The sequence below is a fragment of the Mycobacterium sp. 1245805.9 genome (genome assembly GCF_001672915.1).
Taxonomy (GTDB): Bacteria; Actinomycetota; Actinomycetes; order Mycobacteriales; family Mycobacteriaceae; genus Mycobacterium.
The window spans coordinates 37,963-55,979 of record NZ_LZKR01000020.1 but is presented as its reverse complement, the minus strand read 5'-3'; the positions used below and the strand labels follow the sequence as shown (position 1 = coordinate 55,979).

At 68.4% G+C, this 18,017-nt stretch carries 16 protein-coding genes; 9 read left to right on the top strand and 7 right to left on the bottom strand.

What is annotated here, in order from left to right; genetic code table 11:
- Positions 1 to 49: 49 nt before the first annotated feature.
- Together A9X00_RS03450 and A9X00_RS03445 are read right to left on the bottom strand one after the other, a co-directional pair.
- Positions 50 to 2,227, bottom strand: coding sequence for an acyl-CoA dehydrogenase (locus tag A9X00_RS03450; protein WP_067149239.1), 2,178 nt, complete (start codon positions 2,225 to 2,227; stop codon positions 50 to 52).
- Positions 2,228 to 2,337: 110 nt separating this feature from the next.
- The gene (locus A9X00_RS03445; protein ID WP_067149237.1) at positions 2,338 to 3,096 is read right to left on the bottom strand and encodes an SDR family NAD(P)-dependent oxidoreductase; all 759 of its coding nucleotides are present in this window, start codon (positions 3,094 to 3,096) and stop codon (positions 2,338 to 2,340) included.
- A gap of 122 nt (positions 3,097 to 3,218) precedes the next feature.
- On the opposite strand from A9X00_RS03445, the gene A9X00_RS03440 reads away from it, so the two are divergent.
- The 5 genes from A9X00_RS03440 (at position 3,219) to ppk2 (ending at position 9,999) form a co-directional block, all read left to right on the top strand.
- Positions 3,219 to 4,748, top strand: coding sequence for an ATP-dependent DNA ligase (locus tag A9X00_RS03440; protein WP_067149259.1), 1,530 nt, complete (start codon positions 3,219 to 3,221; stop codon positions 4,746 to 4,748).
- Positions 4,749 to 4,799: 51 nt separating this feature from the next.
- Entirely contained in the window at positions 4,800 to 7,058 is a 2,259-nt protein-coding gene (locus A9X00_RS03435) for a carbon starvation CstA family protein (RefSeq protein ID WP_067149236.1), read from the top strand.
- A 99-nt stretch (positions 7,059 to 7,157) separates the two neighbouring features.
- The gene (locus tag A9X00_RS03430; protein ID WP_067149234.1) at positions 7,158 to 7,391 is read left to right on the top strand and encodes a hypothetical protein; all 234 of its coding nucleotides are present in this window, start codon (positions 7,158 to 7,160) and stop codon (positions 7,389 to 7,391) included.
- A 171-nt stretch (positions 7,392 to 7,562) separates the two neighbouring features.
- Positions 7,563 to 9,086: an Hsp70 family protein gene (locus A9X00_RS03425; RefSeq protein ID WP_067149232.1), complete on the top strand. Its 1,524-nt coding sequence runs from the start codon at positions 7,563 to 7,565 to the stop codon at positions 9,084 to 9,086.
- A 34-nt stretch (positions 9,087 to 9,120) separates the two neighbouring features.
- Positions 9,121 to 9,999, top strand: a complete 879-nt coding sequence (gene ppk2 / locus A9X00_RS03420; RefSeq protein WP_067149230.1) for a polyphosphate kinase 2 — start codon at positions 9,121 to 9,123, stop codon at positions 9,997 to 9,999.
- Between the two features lie 85 nt (positions 10,000 to 10,084).
- Here ppk2 and A9X00_RS03415 read toward each other — a convergent pair whose 3' ends face one another.
- Together A9X00_RS03415 and A9X00_RS03410 are read right to left on the bottom strand one after the other, a co-directional pair.
- Positions 10,085 to 10,552 carry a 2,4'-dihydroxyacetophenone dioxygenase family protein gene (locus A9X00_RS03415; RefSeq protein ID WP_067149227.1) on the bottom strand — a complete coding sequence of 156 codons (468 nt, stop codon included), beginning with the start codon at positions 10,550 to 10,552 and terminating at the stop codon, positions 10,085 to 10,087.
- 119 nt (positions 10,553 to 10,671) lie between these two features.
- Positions 10,672 to 11,796 carry a CdaR family transcriptional regulator gene (locus A9X00_RS03410; protein WP_232006658.1) on the bottom strand — a complete coding sequence of 375 codons (1,125 nt, stop codon included), beginning with the start codon at positions 11,794 to 11,796 and terminating at the stop codon, positions 10,672 to 10,674.
- Between the two features lie 252 nt (positions 11,797 to 12,048).
- Between A9X00_RS03410 and A9X00_RS03405 the strand changes: the two genes are divergently transcribed.
- The 3 genes from A9X00_RS03405 to A9X00_RS03395 all read left to right on the top strand — a co-directional run bounded on the left by A9X00_RS03405 (position 12,049) and on the right by A9X00_RS03395 (position 15,114).
- Positions 12,049 to 12,870 (top strand): oxidoreductase, encoded by an 822-nt coding sequence (locus A9X00_RS03405; RefSeq protein WP_067149224.1) that lies wholly within the window; start codon positions 12,049 to 12,051, stop codon positions 12,868 to 12,870.
- 149 nt (positions 12,871 to 13,019) lie between these two features.
- Positions 13,020 to 13,796 carry an enoyl-CoA hydratase/isomerase family protein gene (locus A9X00_RS03400; RefSeq protein WP_067149257.1) on the top strand — a complete coding sequence of 259 codons (777 nt, stop codon included), beginning with the start codon at positions 13,020 to 13,022 and terminating at the stop codon, positions 13,794 to 13,796.
- Positions 13,797 to 13,818: 22 nt separating this feature from the next.
- Positions 13,819 to 15,114 (top strand): acyl-CoA dehydrogenase family protein, encoded by a 1,296-nt coding sequence (locus tag A9X00_RS03395; RefSeq protein ID WP_067149221.1) that lies wholly within the window; start codon positions 13,819 to 13,821, stop codon positions 15,112 to 15,114.
- Here the strand turns inward: A9X00_RS03395 and A9X00_RS03390 are convergent.
- A complete protein-coding gene (locus A9X00_RS03390) occupies positions 15,111 to 15,797 on the bottom strand; it encodes an MspA family porin (RefSeq protein ID WP_067149255.1) in 687 nt (228 codons plus the stop codon). The genes A9X00_RS03395 and A9X00_RS03390 overlap by 4 nt on opposite strands.
- Before the next feature lie 165 nt (positions 15,798 to 15,962).
- Here A9X00_RS03390 and A9X00_RS03385 point away from each other — a divergent pair, with 165 nt between their 5' ends.
- The gene (locus A9X00_RS03385; RefSeq protein ID WP_067149217.1) at positions 15,963 to 16,208 is read left to right on the top strand and encodes a hypothetical protein; all 246 of its coding nucleotides are present in this window, start codon (positions 15,963 to 15,965) and stop codon (positions 16,206 to 16,208) included.
- A 7-nt stretch (positions 16,209 to 16,215) separates the two neighbouring features.
- On the opposite strand, the gene A9X00_RS03380 is transcribed toward A9X00_RS03385, so the two are convergent.
- Both A9X00_RS03380 and A9X00_RS03375 read right to left on the bottom strand, forming a co-directional pair.
- Positions 16,216 to 17,160 (bottom strand): phosphotransferase family protein, encoded by a 945-nt coding sequence (locus A9X00_RS03380; RefSeq protein ID WP_067149214.1) that lies wholly within the window; start codon positions 17,158 to 17,160, stop codon positions 16,216 to 16,218.
- On the bottom strand, positions 17,161 to 17,961 hold the full coding sequence (locus A9X00_RS03375; RefSeq protein ID WP_067149211.1) for an SDR family NAD(P)-dependent oxidoreductase: 801 nt from the start codon (positions 17,959 to 17,961) through the stop codon (positions 17,161 to 17,163).
- Positions 17,962 to 18,017: the final 56 nt, after the last annotated feature.

Below are 18,017 nucleotides of genomic sequence, written 5' to 3'. Positions count from 1 at the left end.
CTCCGTGCGGCGTGTCGTCGTACAAACATGCACGCTCGCGCAACGAAACCTAGTTGATCAGCGGGTCGCGCGGCATGCCCAGGATCCGCTCGGCGATCTGGTTGCGGGTCACCTCGGAGGTGCCGCCGGCGATCGTCATGCCGCGCGAGCCCATGATCATCCGGCCGGCCACCGCGCCGGGCCCGTCGAGCACCGCGACCTCGGGCCCGAGCAGCGCGGCCGAGATCGCGCCGCCCTCGACCATGTGTTCCGCCAGCTTCAGCTTGGTGACATTGCCCTCCGGACCGGGGCCCGCCCCCTCGACGCTGCGGGCGGCGCGGCGCAGGTTCAGCAGCCGCAGCGCGTGGTCCTCGGCGAGGTAGTACCCGACCCGAACTTCGGCCCCAGCCAAGCGATCCGCGTGCCGCTGCGCGAGTTCGACGAGTTTGGCCGCCAGGCCCTCGTAGAACGAGCCGCTGCCGCCGATGCTGACCCGCTCGTTGCCCAGCGTCGCGCGCGCGACGGTCCACCCGGAGTTGGGCGCGCCGACGACGTCCTCGTCGGGCACGAACACGTCGTTGAAGAACACCTCGTTGAATTCCGAGCCGCCGGTGATCTGGCGCAAGGGCCGCACCTCGACCTCGGGGGCGTTCATGTCGATGATCACGGTGGTGATGCCGGCGTGCTTGGGGGCGTCCGGGTCGGTGCGCACGGTGGCCAGGCCGCGGGCGCAGTACTGCGCCCCGCTCGTCCAGACCTTCTGGCCGTTGATCTTCCAGCCGCCCTCGACGCGGGTGGCGCGGGTCTTGACCGATGCCGCGTCCGACCCGGCCTCGGGTTCGGAAAACAGCTGGCACCAGATCTCGTCCTGGCGCAGCGCCTTCTCCACGAATCTTTCGATCTGCCAAGGGGTTCCGTGCTGAATCAGGGTCAGGATCACCCATCCGGTGATCGAGTAGTCGGGGCGCTTGCTGCCCGCGGCGCGGAACTCCTCCTCGATCACGAGCTGCTCCACCGCGTCGGCCGCGCGACCCCACGGCTTGGGCCAGTGCGGCATCACGTAGCCCGTCTCGATCAGCTTGTCGAGCTGTGCCTTCTTGTCCAGGGCGGCGATCTCGGCGGCGTCGGCGTGGACCCGGGTGCGCAGCTGTTCGGCCTCCGGCGGCAGGTCCAGGCTGTTGTCCCGGACGTCCCCGGCGGCGGTGCGCTCGAAGACGTCCAGCGCCGGCGCGTCCCCGCCGAACAGGGCCGCGGTCACCAGCGCGCGGCGCAGGTGCAGGTGCGCGTCGTGTTCCCAGGTGAAGCCGATGCCGCCGTGCACCTGGATGTTGAGTTCGGCGTTGCGCGTGTAGGCCGGGAACGCCAGCGCCGCGGCCGCCGCGGCGACCAGGCGGAATTGCGCCTCGTCCTCCGACGAGTCCTCCCCCGCCGCGCGCGAGGCGTCCCACACCGCGGCGGTCGCCGACTCGGCGGCCACCAGCATGTTCGCGCAGTGATGCTTGACCGCCTGGAAGGTCGCGATGGTCCGGCCGAATTGCTGGCGCACTTTGGCATAGGCGACGGCGGCCTCGACGCAGTCCGACGACCCGCCGACGGCCTCGGCGGCCAGCAACGTCCGGGCCCGGGCCAGCGCCGAGAGCCGCGCGCCCGGCAGGATGTCGTCGGCGGTGACGCGCACGCCCTGCAGGCGCACGCGCCCGGAGCGCCGGGTCGGGTCGAGGTTCTCCGGCACCTCCACCGAGACCCCGTCGCGCGCGCGGTCCAGCAGCAGCACGTCGTCTCCGGCGGCGACCAACAACAGCTCGGCAAGGCCAGCACCCAGCACGATCCCGGCGTCGCCGTCCGCCACGCCGTCGCTCACCCGCACCTTGCTGTCCAGGCCGATCCCCGCGGTGACCGTTCCGTCGGTCAGGCCGGGCAGCAGCCGCGACTTCTGCTCTGCGGTGCCCTCTTTGGCGATCACCGCCGAGGCGATCACGGTCGGCACGAACGGTCCCGGGGCCACCGCGCGGCCGAGTTCCTCGACGACGACGACGAGTTCGGGCAGGCCGTAGCCGGAGCCGCCGTGCTGCTCGTCGACGTGCAGGCCGAGCCAGCCGAGCTCCACCAGGTCCTGCCAGAACGGCGGCCGGGATTCTTCGGCCGCATCGAGCAGCGATCGCGCCGCCCAGCGCGCCTTCTGTGAGGTCAGGAACGCGCGGGCCACCTCGGCGAGTTCGCGATGGTCATCGGTCAGTGCGATACCCATGAGGGGCCTCCTCGCTACCGGGCTGACTGCCTGCCCCGCTCCGAGGGGGAGCGGGGCGGCTGCCTAAAGAGTGTACTTATTCCCGGGGAGGGCCTGCGCCCGGGGGTGGGCTACTTCGGCGCGAAGCGCTGTCCGGCGTCCAGCCGCAGGCACTGGCCGTTGAGCATCGGGTTGTCCACGATGGCCGCCGCCAGTTTGGCGTACTCGATGGGCCGGCCGAGGCGCTTGGGGAAGGCCGCGTCCTTGGTGAGCGCCGCCGCGAACTCGTCCGGTATGCCCTGGGTCAGCCCCGTGGCGAACAGGCTGGGCGCGATCGCCAGCACGCGGATTCCCAGCGAACCCAGGTCACGCGCCATAGTCAGGCACATGCCCGCGACACCGGCCTTGGCGGCCGTGTAGGCGACCTGCCCGATCTGGCCCTCGAAGGCCGCGATCGACGCGGTGTTGATGATGACGCCGCGCTCTTCGTCCTCGGGCTCGTTCTTGGCCATGTGGGCGGCCGCCAACCGGCTGATGTTGAAGGTGGCGATCAGGTTGAGATCGATCACCGACTGGAAGGACTCCAGGTCGTGCGGGCCGGACTTGGTCATGGTCCGCTTGGCGATGCCGCCGCCGGCGGTGGTGATCACGACGTGCAGGCCGCCCAGCTTGTCGACCGCGGTCTGCAGCGTCTCCTCGGTTCCCGCGAAGTCGGTGACGTCGACGGGGTAGAACGCGCCGCTTATCGCCTCCGCGACGGTCTTGCCGTCGGAACCCTCGCGGTCGAGTATGGCCACGTCGGCGCCCCGTTCGTGCAGCAACTCGGCGCTGGCACGGCCCATCCCCGACGCGCCGCCGATGACGACGACCTTCTTCCCGTTGATCTCCATCCGGACCTCCTCATTAGGCTTGTCAGAATCCATGAAATTTGTAACGTTTCCTAGGCACGCTAGCGTGTCGGCCCGGCGGGGTTGACCCCGCCTTGTTCAAGAGCCATGCCAAGCTCGGTTGCGTGCTCCTTCTCGACGTCGCAAGCACGTCGCTTAGCGTCGGCGGGACGTCGTCGCGGCTGACCAAGGTCGCCCACATCGCCGAGCTGCTTCGTCGCGCCGCCGCCGACCCGCAGGCGGTGGCGACCATCGTCTCGTGGCTCTCCGGTGAACTGCGGCAGCGCCAGATCGGGGTCGGCTGGGCGTCGCTGCGGTCGCGGCCGCCGCCGGCGTCGGACCCCACCCTGACCGTCACCGGGGTCGACGCCACCTTCACCGAGATCGGGGCCGTGTCGGGCAAGGGCTCGCAGGCGCGGCGGGCCGAACTGCTCGACGCGCTGTTCGCCGCCGCGACCGAAACCGAGCAGGCTTTCCTGCTGCGCCTGCTCGGCGGCGAACTGCGCCAGGGGGCGCTGGCCGGGATCATGGCCGATGCCGTGGCCAAGGCCGCCGGGCTCCCCATCGCGGCGGTGCAACGCGCCGCGATGCTGGGCGGAGACTTGCCGGCCGTGGCCGCGGCCGCCCTGTCCGGAGAAGCCGCGGCCCTGGACGCGTTCACCCTGCGGGTCGGCCGGCCGGTCAGCCCGATGCTGGCCCAGACCGCCACCGGCGTCGCCGACGCGCTCGAACGGCACGGCGGCACAACGATTTTCGAGGCCAAGCTGGACGGCGCGCGAGTGCAGATCCACCGGTCCGGCGACCAGGTCACGGTCTACACCCGCAGCCTCGACGACGTCACCGCCCGACTGCCGGAGGTGGTCGAGGCGACGCTTGCGCTGCCGGCAACCGACCTGATCGCCGACGGCGAGGCGATCGCGCTGCGGCCCGACAACTCACCGCATCGCTTCCAGGTCACCGCCTCGCGGTTCGGCCGATCCGTGGACATCGCGGCGGCCCTTGCCGCCCAACGGCTTTCGGTGTTCTTCTTCGACATCCTGCACCGCGACGGCGTGGACCTGCTGGACGCCCCGACCGCCGACCGGTTGGCCGCCCTGGACACCCTGGTGGCGCCCGAGCACCGGGTCGACCGGCTGATGACGTCGGACCCGTCACGGGCCGCGGCCTTCCTGGACGCCACCCTGGCCGCCGGCCACGAGGGGGTGATGGCCAAGGCGCCCGACGCGCCGTACCTCGCGGGGCGCCGCGGCGCGGGCTGGCTGAAGGTCAAGCCGGTGCACACCCTGGATCTGGTGGTGCTCGCCGTCGAATGGGGATCGGGGCGACGCCGCGGCAAGCTCTCCAACATCCACCTGGGCGCCCGTGACCCGGCCACCGGCGAATTCGTGATGGTGGGAAAGACTTTCAAGGGTATGACCGACGCCATGCTGGACTGGCAGACCGCGCGGTTCACCGAGCTCGCCATCGGCGGCACGGACGGCTACGAGGTCCAGCTGCGGCCCGAGCAGGTGGTCGAGGTGGCCCTGGACGGCGTGCAGAAGTCGTCGCGCTACCCCGGCGGCCTCGCGTTGCGGTTCGCCAGGGTGCTGCGCTACCGCGACGACAAGGGCCCCGCCGACGCCGACACCATCGACGCGGTGCGGGCGCTGTACTGAAACTGCATTGCAAACAGGAATTGTCAACCTTGCGCGCGTAGGGTTTTCGCCGTGGCAGTCAAAGAGCACGACAAAGGCGTCAGCTTCATCCACACTCTCGAAGAGCTACCGCCGGTCGCGATCATCGACCGGTCCCCCATCACCGCCCGGCACAAGGCCGTCTTCGGGGTGATCGCCGTGGTCGGCGCCATCGCCTGGGCGATCATCGCGACCGCGCGCGGCGAGACGGTGAACGCCGTCTGGTTCGTGGTCGCGGCGGTCTGCACCTACATCGTCGGATACCGGTTCTACGCCCGGTTGGTCGAAATGAAGATCGTGCGTCCGCGCGACGACCACGCCACCCCGGCCGAGGTACTCGACGACGGCACCGACTACGTGCCCACCGACCGGCGCGTTCTGTTCGGGCATCATTTCGCCGCCATCGCGGGAGCCGGGCCGCTGGTCGGCCCGGTGCTGGCCACCCAGATGGGCTACCTGCCCGGGACCATCTGGATCATCGCCGGCGCTGTGTTCGGCGGCTGCGTGCAGGACTACCTGGTGCTCTGGATATCCACCCGGCGCCGCGGCCGCTCGCTGGGCCAGATGGCCCGCGACGAGCTGGGCGCCGTGGGCGGGGTCGCCGCGCTCGCCGGCGTCCTCGTCATCATGGTGATCCTGATCGCCGTGCTGGCGATGATCGTGGTGCAGGCACTGGCCAAGAGCCCGTGGGGGGTGTTCTCCATCGCCATGACCATCCCCATCGCCCTGTTCATGGGCGCCTACCTGCGGTTCCTGCGCCCGGGGCGGGTGACCGAGGTATCGGTGATCGGCTTCGCGCTGCTGCTGCTGGCCGTGGCGTCCGGCAACTGGGTCGCCGAAACATCCTGGGGCGCATCGTGGTTCACCCTGTCCCCCGTCGCCCTGTGCTGGTGCCTGATCATCTATGGCCTCGCCGCGTCGGTGCTGCCGGTGTGGTTGCTGCTGGCGCCGCGCGACTACCTGTCGACGTTCATGAAGGTCGGCGCCATCGCGCTGATCGCAATCGGCATCGTCATCGCGCGGCCGGAAATGCAGGCGCCCGCGATCTCGCAGTTCGCGACCCGCGGCAACGGTCCGGTGTTCGCCGGCTCGTTGTTCCCGTTCCTGTTCATCACGATCGCGTGCGGCGCCCTGTCCGGATTCCACTCGCTGATCTCGTCCGGGACGACGCCGAAGATGCTGGAGAAGGAAAGCCAGATGCGGCTGATCGGCTACGGCGGCATGATCACCGAATCGTTCGTCGCGATCATGGCGCTGATCACCGCGTCGATCATCAACCAGCACCTGTACTTCACCATCAACGCGCCGGCGGCGCAGACCGGCGGCACCGCCGCCACCGCCGCGGACTACGTCAACAAGCTCGGCCTGTCCGGGGCCCCGGCCACCGCCGACCAGATCAACCAGGCCGCCACCAGCGTCGGCGAGAAGTCGATCGTGTCGCGCACCGGCGGGGCGCCGACGCTGGCGTTCGGCATGTCCGAGGTGCTACAGCGGGTGTTCGGCGGGGCCGGGCTCAAGGCGTTCTGGTATCACTTCGCGATCATGTTCGAGGCGCTGTTCATCCTCACCACCGTCGACGCGGGGACCCGGGTCAACCGCTTCATGCTGTCCGACGCGCTCGGCAACTTCGGCGGCCCGCTGGCCAAGCTGCGCAACCCGAGCTGGCGGCCCGGCGTGTGGATCTGCAGCCTCGCCGTCGTCGCCGCCTGGGGCAGCATCCTGCTGATGGGCGTGACCGATCCGCTGGGCGGCATCAACACCCTCTTCCCGCTGTTCGGCATCGCCAACCAGCTGCTCGCGGCGATCGCGCTGACCGTCATCACCGTGGTGGTCATCAAGAAAGGCCTGCTGAGGTGGGCGTGGATCCCGGGGATTCCGCTGCTGTGGGACCTGGCCGTCACGCTGACCGCGTCGTGGCAGAAGATCTTCTCCGGCGATCCCGCCGTCGGTTACTGGACCCAGCACTCCCAGTACCTGGCGGCCAAGCACGCAGGCAAGACCGCCTTCGGTGCGGCCAAGAACGCCCGCCAGCTCGACGAGGTCATCAGGAACACCGCCATTCAGGGCACACTGTCGATCCTCTTCGCGTTGGTCGTCGTCATCGTGTTCGTCGCCGGAATCGCCGTCGCGCTCAGGGCAATTGGCGGTGGCGGCAGGCCATTGACCGAGGACGACCCGGTGCCGTCGAGACGGTTCGCACCCGCCGGGCTGATTCCCACCCCCGCCGAGCGGGAGTTGCAACGGCAGTGGGGCGCGAGGTCCGCGGCCGGCGCTGCCGAGGCAAAGGGGTAGTCGACTACTCACGACGAACGCCGCTCGTCGATCTTACGGTGAGGACACCAACGACCGGTTCGCCCGGTCAAGGGACCTCATCGGAAAGAGACAGACGAAATGTTGGCATCACCAACGGGACTCACCGGCACGACCGATCCCGTACCCCAGCGCACGAGTCCCTCGGTCGAGGTGCCGTCCACCGACGTCCTGATCAGCACGCAGCAGGTGGTGTTCGGCACCGTGGCGGCCCTGGCGAAGCGGCGCGACGCCGACCGCCCGCGACGGCACTACCCAAGGCGTTACGGGTTCCTCGAGAACGCCCTCATGGCGCGCGAAATGGAAAGACTATGAACCTGATCGTCACGCTCGTGTCCGCGGTCGTGATGGTGATGATCGCGATGGGCACCTACAGCTTGCAGTGGCGGCTCGAGCGCGCGGACTACAACCGCCACTTTGAGGATTGATCGCCCACGCCGGGAAAGGGTGATGCCGGAAACCGTGGCGCGGTCCTAAAATTGCGCGATGAGGCTCGGTATCGACTTCGGCACCACCCACACCGTCGTTGCGGAAGTCGACCGGGGCAACTATCCGGTCATCTCGTTCGACGGGCTGGACGCGTGGCCGTCGCTCATTGCCGCCCACACCGACGGGCGACTGCGATTCGGGGTGGACGCCGCCGCCGTCCGCCACGAGCCGGGGTGGTCGGTGTTGCGATCGTTCAAACGCCTTCTCAACGATGCCGGCCCGCAGACCGAGGTAAACCTGGCCGGCCGTGACCATCGGCTGGCCGACCTGCTCACCGGCTTTCTGGCGCAGCTGAAGAGCGACCTGCAAACGCGTTCCAATGCCACCCTCGCGCCCGGCGAGCCCATCGAGGCCGCGATCAGCGTGCCGGCCAACGCCTCCAGCGCCCAGCGCCTGCTGACCCTGGACGCCTTCGTCGCGGCGGGGTTCCACGTCGTCGCGCTGCTGAACGAGCCGTCGGCCGCCAGCCTCGAGTACGCGCACCGGTACCGCTCCACGATCACCGCCAAGCGAGAGCACGTCCTCATCTACGACCTCGGCGGCGGCACCTTCGACGCGTCGTTGCTGAGGATGACCGGGCACGAGAACGAGGTCGTGGTCAGCGAGGGCATCCAGCGCCTCGGCGGTGACGACTTCGACGAGGCGATCGTGGACCTGGTCCTCGGCCGGCTGAACATGAACGGGGCGGACCCCGCCACCCGCGAACTGCTCAAGGACGAGTGCGCTGCCCGCAAGGAGGCCGTCGGACCGCAGACCCGCCGTTTCCTGGTGGACCTCACGGGAATCGACGCGGTCGACCGGCCCCCGTTCTCCTGCGGCATCGACGATGTCTACTCCGTGTGCGCGCCGCTCGTCGACCAGACAACCGAACTGCTGCAGCGCGTCCTGCACGGTCCGGCCCGGGACGGCAAGGACGTGGCCTGGTCGGAGGTGGCGGGCATCTACGTGGTGGGCGGGGCCGGGGGCTTCCCGCTGGTCACCCGGATGCTGCGCAGCGCCTTCGGTGAAAAGCGGGTGAAGCGCTCCCCGCACCCCTTCGCGGCGACGGCGATCGGCCTGGCGGTGTTCCTCGACAAGGAAGCGGGTTTCGCGTTGTCCGAACGCTTTTCGCGGCACTTCGGGGTCTTCCGCGAGGCGCAGGCCGGGACCGACGTGGTCTTCGACCCGATCGTGCCCAAGGACGCGTCGCTTCCGGCGGACGGGCGGACGCCGCTGGTCGTCCGGCGCACCTACCGGGCCGCGCACAACATCGGACACTTCCGCTTCGTGGAGTGCAGCCGCCTGATCGACGGGCGGCCCGACGGCGACGTCACGCCCTATGACCCGGTGCTCTTCCCGTTCGACCCGGCCCTGCGCGACCGGGACGACCTCGGCCGCCAACCGGTCGGGCGGTGGAGCGAGGGTCCGGACGTCGAGGAGCGCTACGTCGTCGCCCCGAGCGGCGCGGTCGAGGTGACGCTGACGACGCAGCCCGCCGGATTCAAGCGCACCTTCCGGCTGGAGCGCTGCGCCGCGAGTTGATGAATCGGTGCCGCGCCGGGGAATACCCCGGACTATGGCAGAGATAGATCTGGACGCCCTTTCCACTAGCGAGCACGGCTACACCGTCAACGACGAGGACGACGACGACCCGATCCTGCTCGACCGGGACGGCAACCACGTCGACACGTGGCGCGAGCGCTACCCGTACGACCACCGCATGCCCCGCGACGAATACGAGCGGCTGAAGCGCAGGCTGCAGATTGAGCTGCTGAAGCTGCAAAACCATGCCAAGCGCACCGGCCGTCGGCACGTGATCGTGTTCGAGGGCCGCGACGCCGCCGGCAAGGGCGGGACCATTCAGCGGTTCATGGAGCATCTCAACCCCCGCAGCGCGCGGGTGGTGGCGCTGGAGAAGCCGAGCGATCGCGAAAGATCACAGTGGTATTTCCAGCGCTACATCACCCACCTGCCGGCCGGCGGCGAGATCGTGCTGTTCGACCGCTCCTGGTACAATCGCGCCGGCGTCGAAAGGGTGATGGGCTTCTGCACCCCCGAGCAATACGCCGAATTCATGGAGCAGGCGCCGGTTTTCGAGCAGATGCTGGTCGACAACGGGATCGACCTGACGAAATTCTGGTGCTCGGTCTCGCCGGCCGAGCAGCGCACCCGGTTCGCCATCCGGCTCGTCGACCCGGTGCGGCAGTGGAAGTTCTCGCCGATGGACATGGAGTCGGTGACCCGATGGGACGACTACACCGCGGCCAAGGAGGCGATGTTCACCGCGACCGACACCGACGCCGCCCCCTGGATCGTGGTGCGCAGCAACGACAAGAAACGCGCCCGGATCAACGCGATGCGCTACGTTCTGGCCAAGTCCGACTACGACGACAAAGACCATGCCGTCGTGGGCGAGCCGGACCCGCGGATCGTGGGCCGCGCGCTGATGGACTAGATGCCGAACGTTGAATTGTTGGGCGGAAATGCGTCGCTCGACCGCTCAGCGTTGGGCGTACGGGCACGACGGAAATCGCTCGGGCTCAGGCATCCCACCGAGTCAGGTCGCGGGCCCGGATGCCATTGTCGGCGCAGTAGCGGTTGTAGCGGTCGATGGATGTCTTGTGGTTTTCCTGCCAGAGGACCTTGTTGTCCTGATCGAGGAAGAGCAACTCACCCGTCATGTAGAAGAACATTTCCGAGTCCTCGAAAGCTTCGGGAGTGTGCGAGGACCCGGCAACCTCGTAGAGTGTGTCGCCGGCGCGTGCGACCCAATCGTTTTCCTTGTACCGCCAGGCCCCGCTAATCGTGTGCGCGACAACGATGCCCGTGTGGTAGTGCGTGCCCAGCTCGATGTCGGCGGGCACCCTCATCGAGACGACGATCTCACCACGCACCGGATCGATCTTCCAGTACTTCAAGAAGACCTGGTCGCTCAGTGGCGTGAACGGTACCCATGGGTTATCAGCGTCGCTCATGTAATTGACGTCGAGTTCTTGCAGAGTTTTCACCGACTTCTCCTCGTGTCGATTGCGGCCGCTTGGCGCGGTTGCCTCGAAACGGTAGGAGACTCACCGGCATCTCCACTCGGGCCCCGGCAACAGAGTTCAGTGATGCCGTTGTGCTGTCGTCACAGTTCGGCGGAGTTGCTGTGCGCCAATCGGCGAATCGCAGGCAGCAGAGCGAGCGCCACAGACAAGTCCAGAGTGTTGGTATCGACGGAACGGCCCAAGAACCCTTCAGCCTGGTTGACGCGGTAACTGACGGTGTTGGGATGCACCGTGAGCCGCTTCGCTGCCTTGGCGGGGCTCCGGTTTTCCTCGAGATACACCGCAAGTGTGGTGGCAACCCGGTACGTCGCCTCATCATTGGCGGCCAAGGGGCCCAGGATGCGTTTGACGAACGCCACCGCGTGCTCGCCGTCTGCGCTGGCCAGCGCCGCCACCGCGACGTCGCGGTATCGCGTCACGCGGTCGGCGCGGTCGCCGAGCAATGAGCCAACCCGGTGGGCGTGCGACGCCTCGGAATGAGTGCGGCGAAAGCCGCCGATCCCCCACCCCGGCTCACCAATCGCCACCCAAACGCCCTCCGCCAGTCGCGCGTTGCCACAAATGTGCGCTCCGTCCAGCTCGGCCGCGGTGAATGGCTGCGGTCGGCTGAGCCAGGCCGCGATTGCCATGGAGCCAGCTGGGTGGATCAGGCTGCTTTGCGTTGGGACGGCGCCGGCGAGCTGCCTTAGTGCTTCGGTAAGTGCCGATTGTGCGTCAGCGGCGTCACGCGTCGCGTCCAGCCAGATGCTGACGCCGACATGATGGCGATTGAGGTCGTAGCGTAACCGTTTCGACGCCCGCTGCGGATCGTCTTCTCGTTCGGCGAGGATGTCGTCAACCGCGGCTGCGCGGACAGCAGCAGCCCCGCGCAGCCACGCCTCCCGTTCGATTTCATATAGGCGTTCCGCCTGAACCAGGAGTGCGTCGCAGAAGGCGAACAGCAAGTTGGTCGCCAGATCAAGTGCCCTGTCGTGTTCATCTGCCGGCGCGGCAGCTATCCGCTCGAACAACCACTGCCACGTTTCCTGCTGCCCGAGGCGCACGGAACGAACGAGTTCGTTGAGCGGAATGTTCCGCTGCACGCCAGAGCGGGCGATGACGCTGGTTGGCGGTGCAAGGTCGAATTGACTCGGATCGTCGCCGATTTCGATGCATTGAGCGATTTGGCGGAGTATGGCTTCGCAGCTGGCCAGCTGTTCCGCCACAGCCGTGGGGTCAGGAACTACATTCGGCACGTCGGCCTGTAGGCGCCCCACCAAGCGAGCAGCCAATTGGGTTGCGCACGTTTGCATTTGAGCGGCGACCGGCTTCAGCACCTGATTCCATGCCTTGCGGGCGGTCGGCTCTTGGAGGGGTGGCCACCGGGGCTCCATGTCGGCAGAATCTAATCCGGTTGTGTTCGCGGCACAATGCCCTGGCAAACGTCCCGGTGCGTCCCGCTCGGAAGGAGACACGTCATGTCCACCTGGCTCATCACCGGTTGCTCGACCGGGCTCGGTCGCGCGCTCGCCGAAGCCGTCATCGCCGCCGGGCACAACACGGTCGTCACCGCGCGTGACGTCGCGAAGGTGTCCGACCTGGGCCCGACGCAGCGCGTGCTTCCCCTCGCGCTCGACGTCACCGATCCCGCGCAGGTCGCCGCGGCGGTGCGGGCGGCCGACGAACGGTTCGGCGGCGTGGACGTTCTGGTCAACAACGCCGGCTACGGCTATCGCGCCGCGGTGGAGGAAGGCGAGGACGCCGCGGTGCGCGAGTTGTTCGAGACGCACTTCTTCGGCAGCGTCGCGATGATCAAGGCCGTGCTGCCGGGGATGCGGGCCCGCCGCAGCGGGGCGATCGTGAACATCTCCTCGATCGGAGCAACCGTCACCCCGGTCGGATCCGGGTATTACGCGGCCGCCAAGGCCGCCATCGAGGGGATGAGCGGCGCGCTGCGCGGCGAGCTCGCGCCGCTGGGCATCTCGGTGACGGTCGTCGAACCCGGCGCGTTCCGCACCGACTTCGCCGGGCGCTCGCTCGCGCAGACAGCCACGGTCATCGACGACTACGCGGCCACCGCGGGGCAGCGCCGCAAGGAAAACGACACGATGCACGGGAACCAGGCCGGCGACCCCGCCAAGGCGGCGGCCGCGATCATCGCGGCGGTCGAATCGAGCGAGCCCCCGGGATTCCTGCTGCTGGGTCCCGACGCCCTGGGCCTCTACCGTTACGTCGCTGACGCCCGCGCGGCCGAGATCGCGAAATGGGAAGAGCTCACCAGCGGCACCAATTTCGACTGAGCGCCAGGCGCCCTTCTCGGACGACTGTGCGGCTGGCCGCACGCTCGGCACCGACTGTGCGGCTGGCCGCACGCTCGGCGGACGAGAACAGCTTCGCGATTTCGGAGAAGGTTATTCTCCTATGCCGAGAGACGCTTTACGATCGGTGGGTGCCACACACGCTCGAACTCGACCGGCCCCGCGACGGCGTCGTCGTCGTGCGGTTGAACCGACCGGAGCGGCTCAACGCCATCAACGAGGTCATGCAATCCGAATTGGGCGCGACCCTGGGCGATTTGGCGGCCGACCGGTCGGCGCGTGCCGTCGTGCTGACGGGCGCCGGTCGCGGCTTTTGCGCCGGGATCGACATGCGCGACTTCGGGCCCGACGTGCCGGAGCCGACCGCCCCCGCGCTGGACCGGATGCGCTTCCAGGAGGGCATGGCGGCGCTCGCCGAAGGCATATATCAGTTGCCGCAGCCCGTCATCGCCGCCGTCAACGGCCCGTGTGTCGGCGCGGGGTTCGCGCTGTGCCTCGCCGCCGACATCCGGATCTGTTCGGCGCAAGCATCGTTCGGCAACGCCGCCATCCTGCTCGGGCTGTCCGGCGCCGAGATGGGCATGAGTTATCACCTCCCCCGCATCGTCGGCACCAGCGTTGCGGCCGACTGGATGCTCACCGGCCGCACGGTCTCGGCCGCCGAGGCCGATCGGCGCGGGCTGGTCAGCGAGGTCGTCGAACCCGATCGGTTGCTCGAGCGCGCGACGGAGTTGGCGTCGCTGGTCGCCGACCTGGCCCCGCTCGGCGTCCAGCTGACAAAGCGTGCGCTGCAGGTGAATACCGACGCGGCGAGCCTTTCGTCGGCCCTGGAGCTGGAGAACCGCAACCAGGTGCTCTCGCACGCGACCGAGGAAGCGGCCGAACGCCGGAAAAAGTGGTCCCGGTGACCGAATCGAGAGGGGACGACGGATGTCGTGGGACTTCTCCACCGACCCGCAGTGGGCCGAACAACTGAAATGGGTCGAGGAGTTCGTGCGCAGCGAGTGCGAACCGATCGACCTGATCGTCAAGGAGTCGCACGACCTAAACGATCCGGTGCGCCAGGCGCTGATCCCGCCACTGCAGCAGGTCGTGAAGGAGCGCGGGCTGTGGGCCACCCACCTTGGCCCGCACCTGGGCGGCCCGGGGTACGGCCAGGTGAAATTGGCGCTGCTCAACGAGATCCTGGGTCGTTCCGAGTGCGCGCCGATCGTCTTCGGTTCGCAGGCCCCCGATTCGGGCAACAGCGAGATCCTCGCGCACTACGGCACCCCCGAGCTCAAGGCGCGCTACCTCGAGCCGTTGCTGGACAACCGCATCGTGTCGTGCTTCTCCATGACCGAACCGCAGGGCGGCGCGGACCCCAAGGTGTTCCGCACCACCGCGGTTCAAGACGGCGACCACTGGATCATCAACGGGGAGAAGTGGTTTTCGTCGTTCGCTTCGATGGCGTCGTTCATCATCGTGATGGCGATGACCGACCCCGAGGCGCCACCGTACGAGCGTTACTCGATGTTCGTCGTACCGGGCGGCACCCCGGGCATCAACGTGATGCGCGACGTCGGGCTGGGTTATCAACCGCTGGGCGGTGGGCGCGAAGGCTATGTCCGTTACGAGGACGTGCGGGTGCCCGCCGATCACATGCTGGGTCCGCGTGGCGGGGCGTTCGTCGTCGCCCAAACCCGCCTGGGCGGCGGGCGAATTCATCACGCCATGCGCACGGTGGGCCTGGTCCGCCGCATCTTCGACATGATCTGCGAGCGGGCGGTGTCGCGCTACACCCAGGGCGAGGCGCTGGCCAACAAGCAACTGGTCCAGGAGATGGTCGCCGACTCGTGGATGGAGATCGAGGCCTTCCGGCTGCTGACGCTGCAAACCGCCTGGAAGATAGACCAATTCAACGACTACAAGGCGGTGCGGGCGGACATCTCGGCGGTCAAGGCGATGATGCAGAAGGTGTTGCACGACGTTTCGGCGCGGGCGCTTCAGCTGCACGGATCGCTGGGCACCACGCACGAGATGCCCTTCGTGCAGTACCTGGTCGAGTCGTTCGTGCTCGGCCTTGCCGACGGTCCCACCGAAGTGCACAAGGTGACGCTGGCCCGCCTTCTACTGAAGGACCGTCAGCCGGCGCCCGACCTGTTCCCCTCCGAACACCTGCTCCGGTTGCGCGCGGCCGCCGAGGCGAAGTTCGCCGACAAGCTGGCCGGCATCCCCCGCGGCTAAACAGCCTTGGTGGTGCCGACGTAGGACAAGATCACGTCGGATTGATCGGTGATCCGCGTCAGCGTGGCATAGGAGCGGATGAACGACTGGCCCACGCATCCGTCGATCTTGACGTGGAAGTTGCTGATCATCACCCAGGGACTCGCGCCCTTGAACTCCTTCTTGATCACCGGCACCACGATCACCAGGCCGGGCTTGAGACCGACGCTGAGCACACCGTTCACCGGCGTCGAGATCAACGGCAGGATGCCCGTCGTCACCCCGGGGAGCAATGCCGTCGTTCCGAGCGACGGCGTGACGCCCGCGCTGCCCGCCATCGTGACGCCGTTGGACGTGCTCATGTCGATGCCGCAGCCGATCTCGTAGCCCACCTCGAGTTCGCCCCTGGGCTGTTCGGGCCCGATCAGTGAGCCGACGAAGATTCCGCTCGACAGGTATTCGCGCGACGACGCAGCGGTGGTCAACGGCGCCACCGGAACCTGCGACTCGTCTTTCGCGCCGAGGCCAAGCGTCCAGCCATCCGGGGTTTGGAGGGTTGCTGGAGGGTTCGACGGGACCGACCCCTCGCCCGCCGGCGCGGTGGCGGCGGCCGGGTCGACTTCGGGGTCAGCGCTGGCCCCCGCCGCCCTCGTCACGAGCAAGGTAAGGCAGACCGCGACAACCGCCGCGCGGCGGACGACCACGGCGATGGGCCTCACGGACGACACCGTAGGCAGTGCCGAATTCAGCTGGCGGCATTTGCTGGTCGAACCGCCGCAGTTGTATTGCATTCGTGATTGAAATGCGACTTCGGATCGTAATGCTGGGGGGCGACCATTACCTTCTCCGGAACGCTACGATCGTCAGCTATGAAACGTCGCCCGCTCGCCCTGGCCCTCCTGGCCGGTGGGATGACGGCCACGTCGCTCACGTTCGGCGTCGGCATCGCACAGGCGGACCCGGTGGACCCCTTCACGCCGGGGCCCGGGGTGATCGATCGGATAATCACGGAGACGCCCGACCTGTACGCGTCGCCGCGCGACGAGGTCGGCCCATCCAAGCGTTCGGATCGTGTCGGGATGGTCTGCCAAAACTTGTATGCGCGGTGCCGCTGATCCGCTGCTAGTCCAGCAGTGACCGGGCGCGTTCCAGCAGCCTCGGCAGAGTCGGCGCCATGGCTTCCAATTCGGCTCGGGGAGAGCGCCTTCGGCGGTTGTGCTTGACGATCAGCGACCAGGTCGCCGCCGATTTGAAGCAGGCCAACGCGCTGAACCAGCCCAAATCGCCGACCTGACAACCGAACTCGTGTTGGTAGATGTCGGCGAGCTCGCGGGTCGGGGGCGCGATGCCGGGCGATCGGACGCGCCGGTAGGTGTCCGGGTCCGAGTTGATCAGGAACCAGCCCACGTCGATGCGCGGGTCACCGATCGCCCAAATCTCCCAATCGATCACCGCGTTGATGCGCGCGCCGTCGGCCAGCAGGTTGCCCAGCCGGAAGTCGCCGTGGACCACGCTGGGGCCCAGAGCCGCGGGCGCGCAAGCCAGCAACGCGTCCCGCACGCCCGGCCAGCCGGGCACCAGCGCCGCGTCGACGGTCTGCAGGGTCTCGGACCACCGCCGCACCTCCGCAACCGGTTCCATGACCGGTTCACACGCCAATCCGAGGTCGGCCGGTGACAACCGGTGCAGGGCGGCCATGACGCGGCACGCTTCGCGGTAACGCCCGGCCAGGTCGGCGGCCGGCGGGCAATCGTCGAAAAGTGGCTCCACGCAGTCGCCTTCGACGCGCGACATCACGAAGAGCGGCGGGCGGCCCGCGTCCTCCCACAGCACCTCGGGGACCGGAACACCGCTCCCCGCAAGCGCTTTCATGACGCGCGCCTGGCGCAGCACGTCGCGGTGCGCCACGGGCGCCACACCGGGCGGGGCAACCTTGATCACCACCGCCCGCCCGCCGCGCTCACCGGAGAACGTGAGGCTGGACGCGCCACCGGCCAGCGGGGCGAGATCGGCAACGCCCGCGGCCGCGAGCCGCCCCCGCAGCTCGTCCAGGTCGAGCTCGGTCACCTAGCCGACCGGGTTCGACCAGCCGACTTCCGCCAGGAAGGGCTGGGTGTGCGCGATGCGCCCGGTCATGGTCTTCGGGTCGCCGGTGCACAACCGGAAGGCGGTCTCGGCGATCAGTTCGATGTCCTCGGTGTCGGTCTTGGCCAGGTCCAGGGTGCCGGCTCCGGGGGTCGCCACCGGGTTGGACGGGGCGGCGGCGTTGACCGCGATGCCGTCGTCGTAGAGCTCGGCGGCGAGGCTCTTGGTGAGCCGGTTGAGCGCTGCCTTGGCCGTGCCGTAGATGCCGAAGCCCGCGGTCCGGTCGAATTCGGAGAACGGCGGGCCCGGCGGCAGGTCGCCGCCCACCGACGTCAGGTTGAGGATCCAGCCTCGCCCGCGCTCTCGCATCGCGGGAATCGCCAACTGGCTCAGGTGCAGCGGGCCGAGCACGTGCATCTCGATCATCAGCCGCGCCCGCCGCTCGGGGAACCCGTCGAGCGGCCGCAGGAACGTGACCGCCGCGTTGTTGACGAGAATGTCCGGGGCGCCGACGGCTCTCACCACCTCCGCGAAAAGCCTTTCGCGCTCACCGGATTCGGATAGGTCGGCCTGGACGGCGATGGCGCGGCCACCGGCGGCCACGATCTCGTCACGGGTCTGGCTCAGCGATCCCTGGTACTTGGCATCGGGTTCCATCGTGCGGGCGGTGAGCGCCACCGTGGCACCGTGCGCGGCGAGCCGCTCGGCGATCGCCTTGCCCAGCCCCCGGCTGCTTCCCGTGACGAGCGCGACCAGCCCGTCGCATCGTCGGTCTGCGCCCATTCGGATGTCCTCTCCTCCGCCTCGGAAACGGCTTCTCGAATATAGAGAATGCCATT

Coding starts and splice junctions, on each gene's coding strand:
- A9X00_RS03450 (WP_067149239.1), bottom strand. CDS start 2,227: ATGGGTATCGCACTGACCGATGACCATCGCGAACTCGCCGAGGTGGCC.
- A9X00_RS03445 (WP_067149237.1), bottom strand. CDS start 3,096: ATGGAGATCAACGGGAAGAAGGTCGTCGTCATCGGCGGCGCGTCGGGG.
- A9X00_RS03430 (WP_067149234.1), top strand. CDS start 7,158: ATGTTGGCATCACCAACGGGACTCACCGGCACGACCGATCCCGTACCC.
- A9X00_RS03425 (WP_067149232.1), top strand. CDS start 7,563: ATGAGGCTCGGTATCGACTTCGGCACCACCCACACCGTCGTTGCGGAA.
- ppk2 (WP_067149230.1), top strand. CDS start 9,121: ATGGCAGAGATAGATCTGGACGCCCTTTCCACTAGCGAGCACGGCTAC.
- A9X00_RS03405 (WP_067149224.1), top strand. CDS start 12,049: ATGTCCACCTGGCTCATCACCGGTTGCTCGACCGGGCTCGGTCGCGCG.
- A9X00_RS03395 (WP_067149221.1), top strand. CDS start 13,819: ATGTCGTGGGACTTCTCCACCGACCCGCAGTGGGCCGAACAACTGAAA.
- A9X00_RS03385 (WP_067149217.1), top strand. CDS start 15,963: ATGAAACGTCGCCCGCTCGCCCTGGCCCTCCTGGCCGGTGGGATGACG.
- A9X00_RS03375 (WP_067149211.1), bottom strand. CDS start 17,961: ATGGGCGCAGACCGACGATGCGACGGGCTGGTCGCGCTCGTCACGGGA.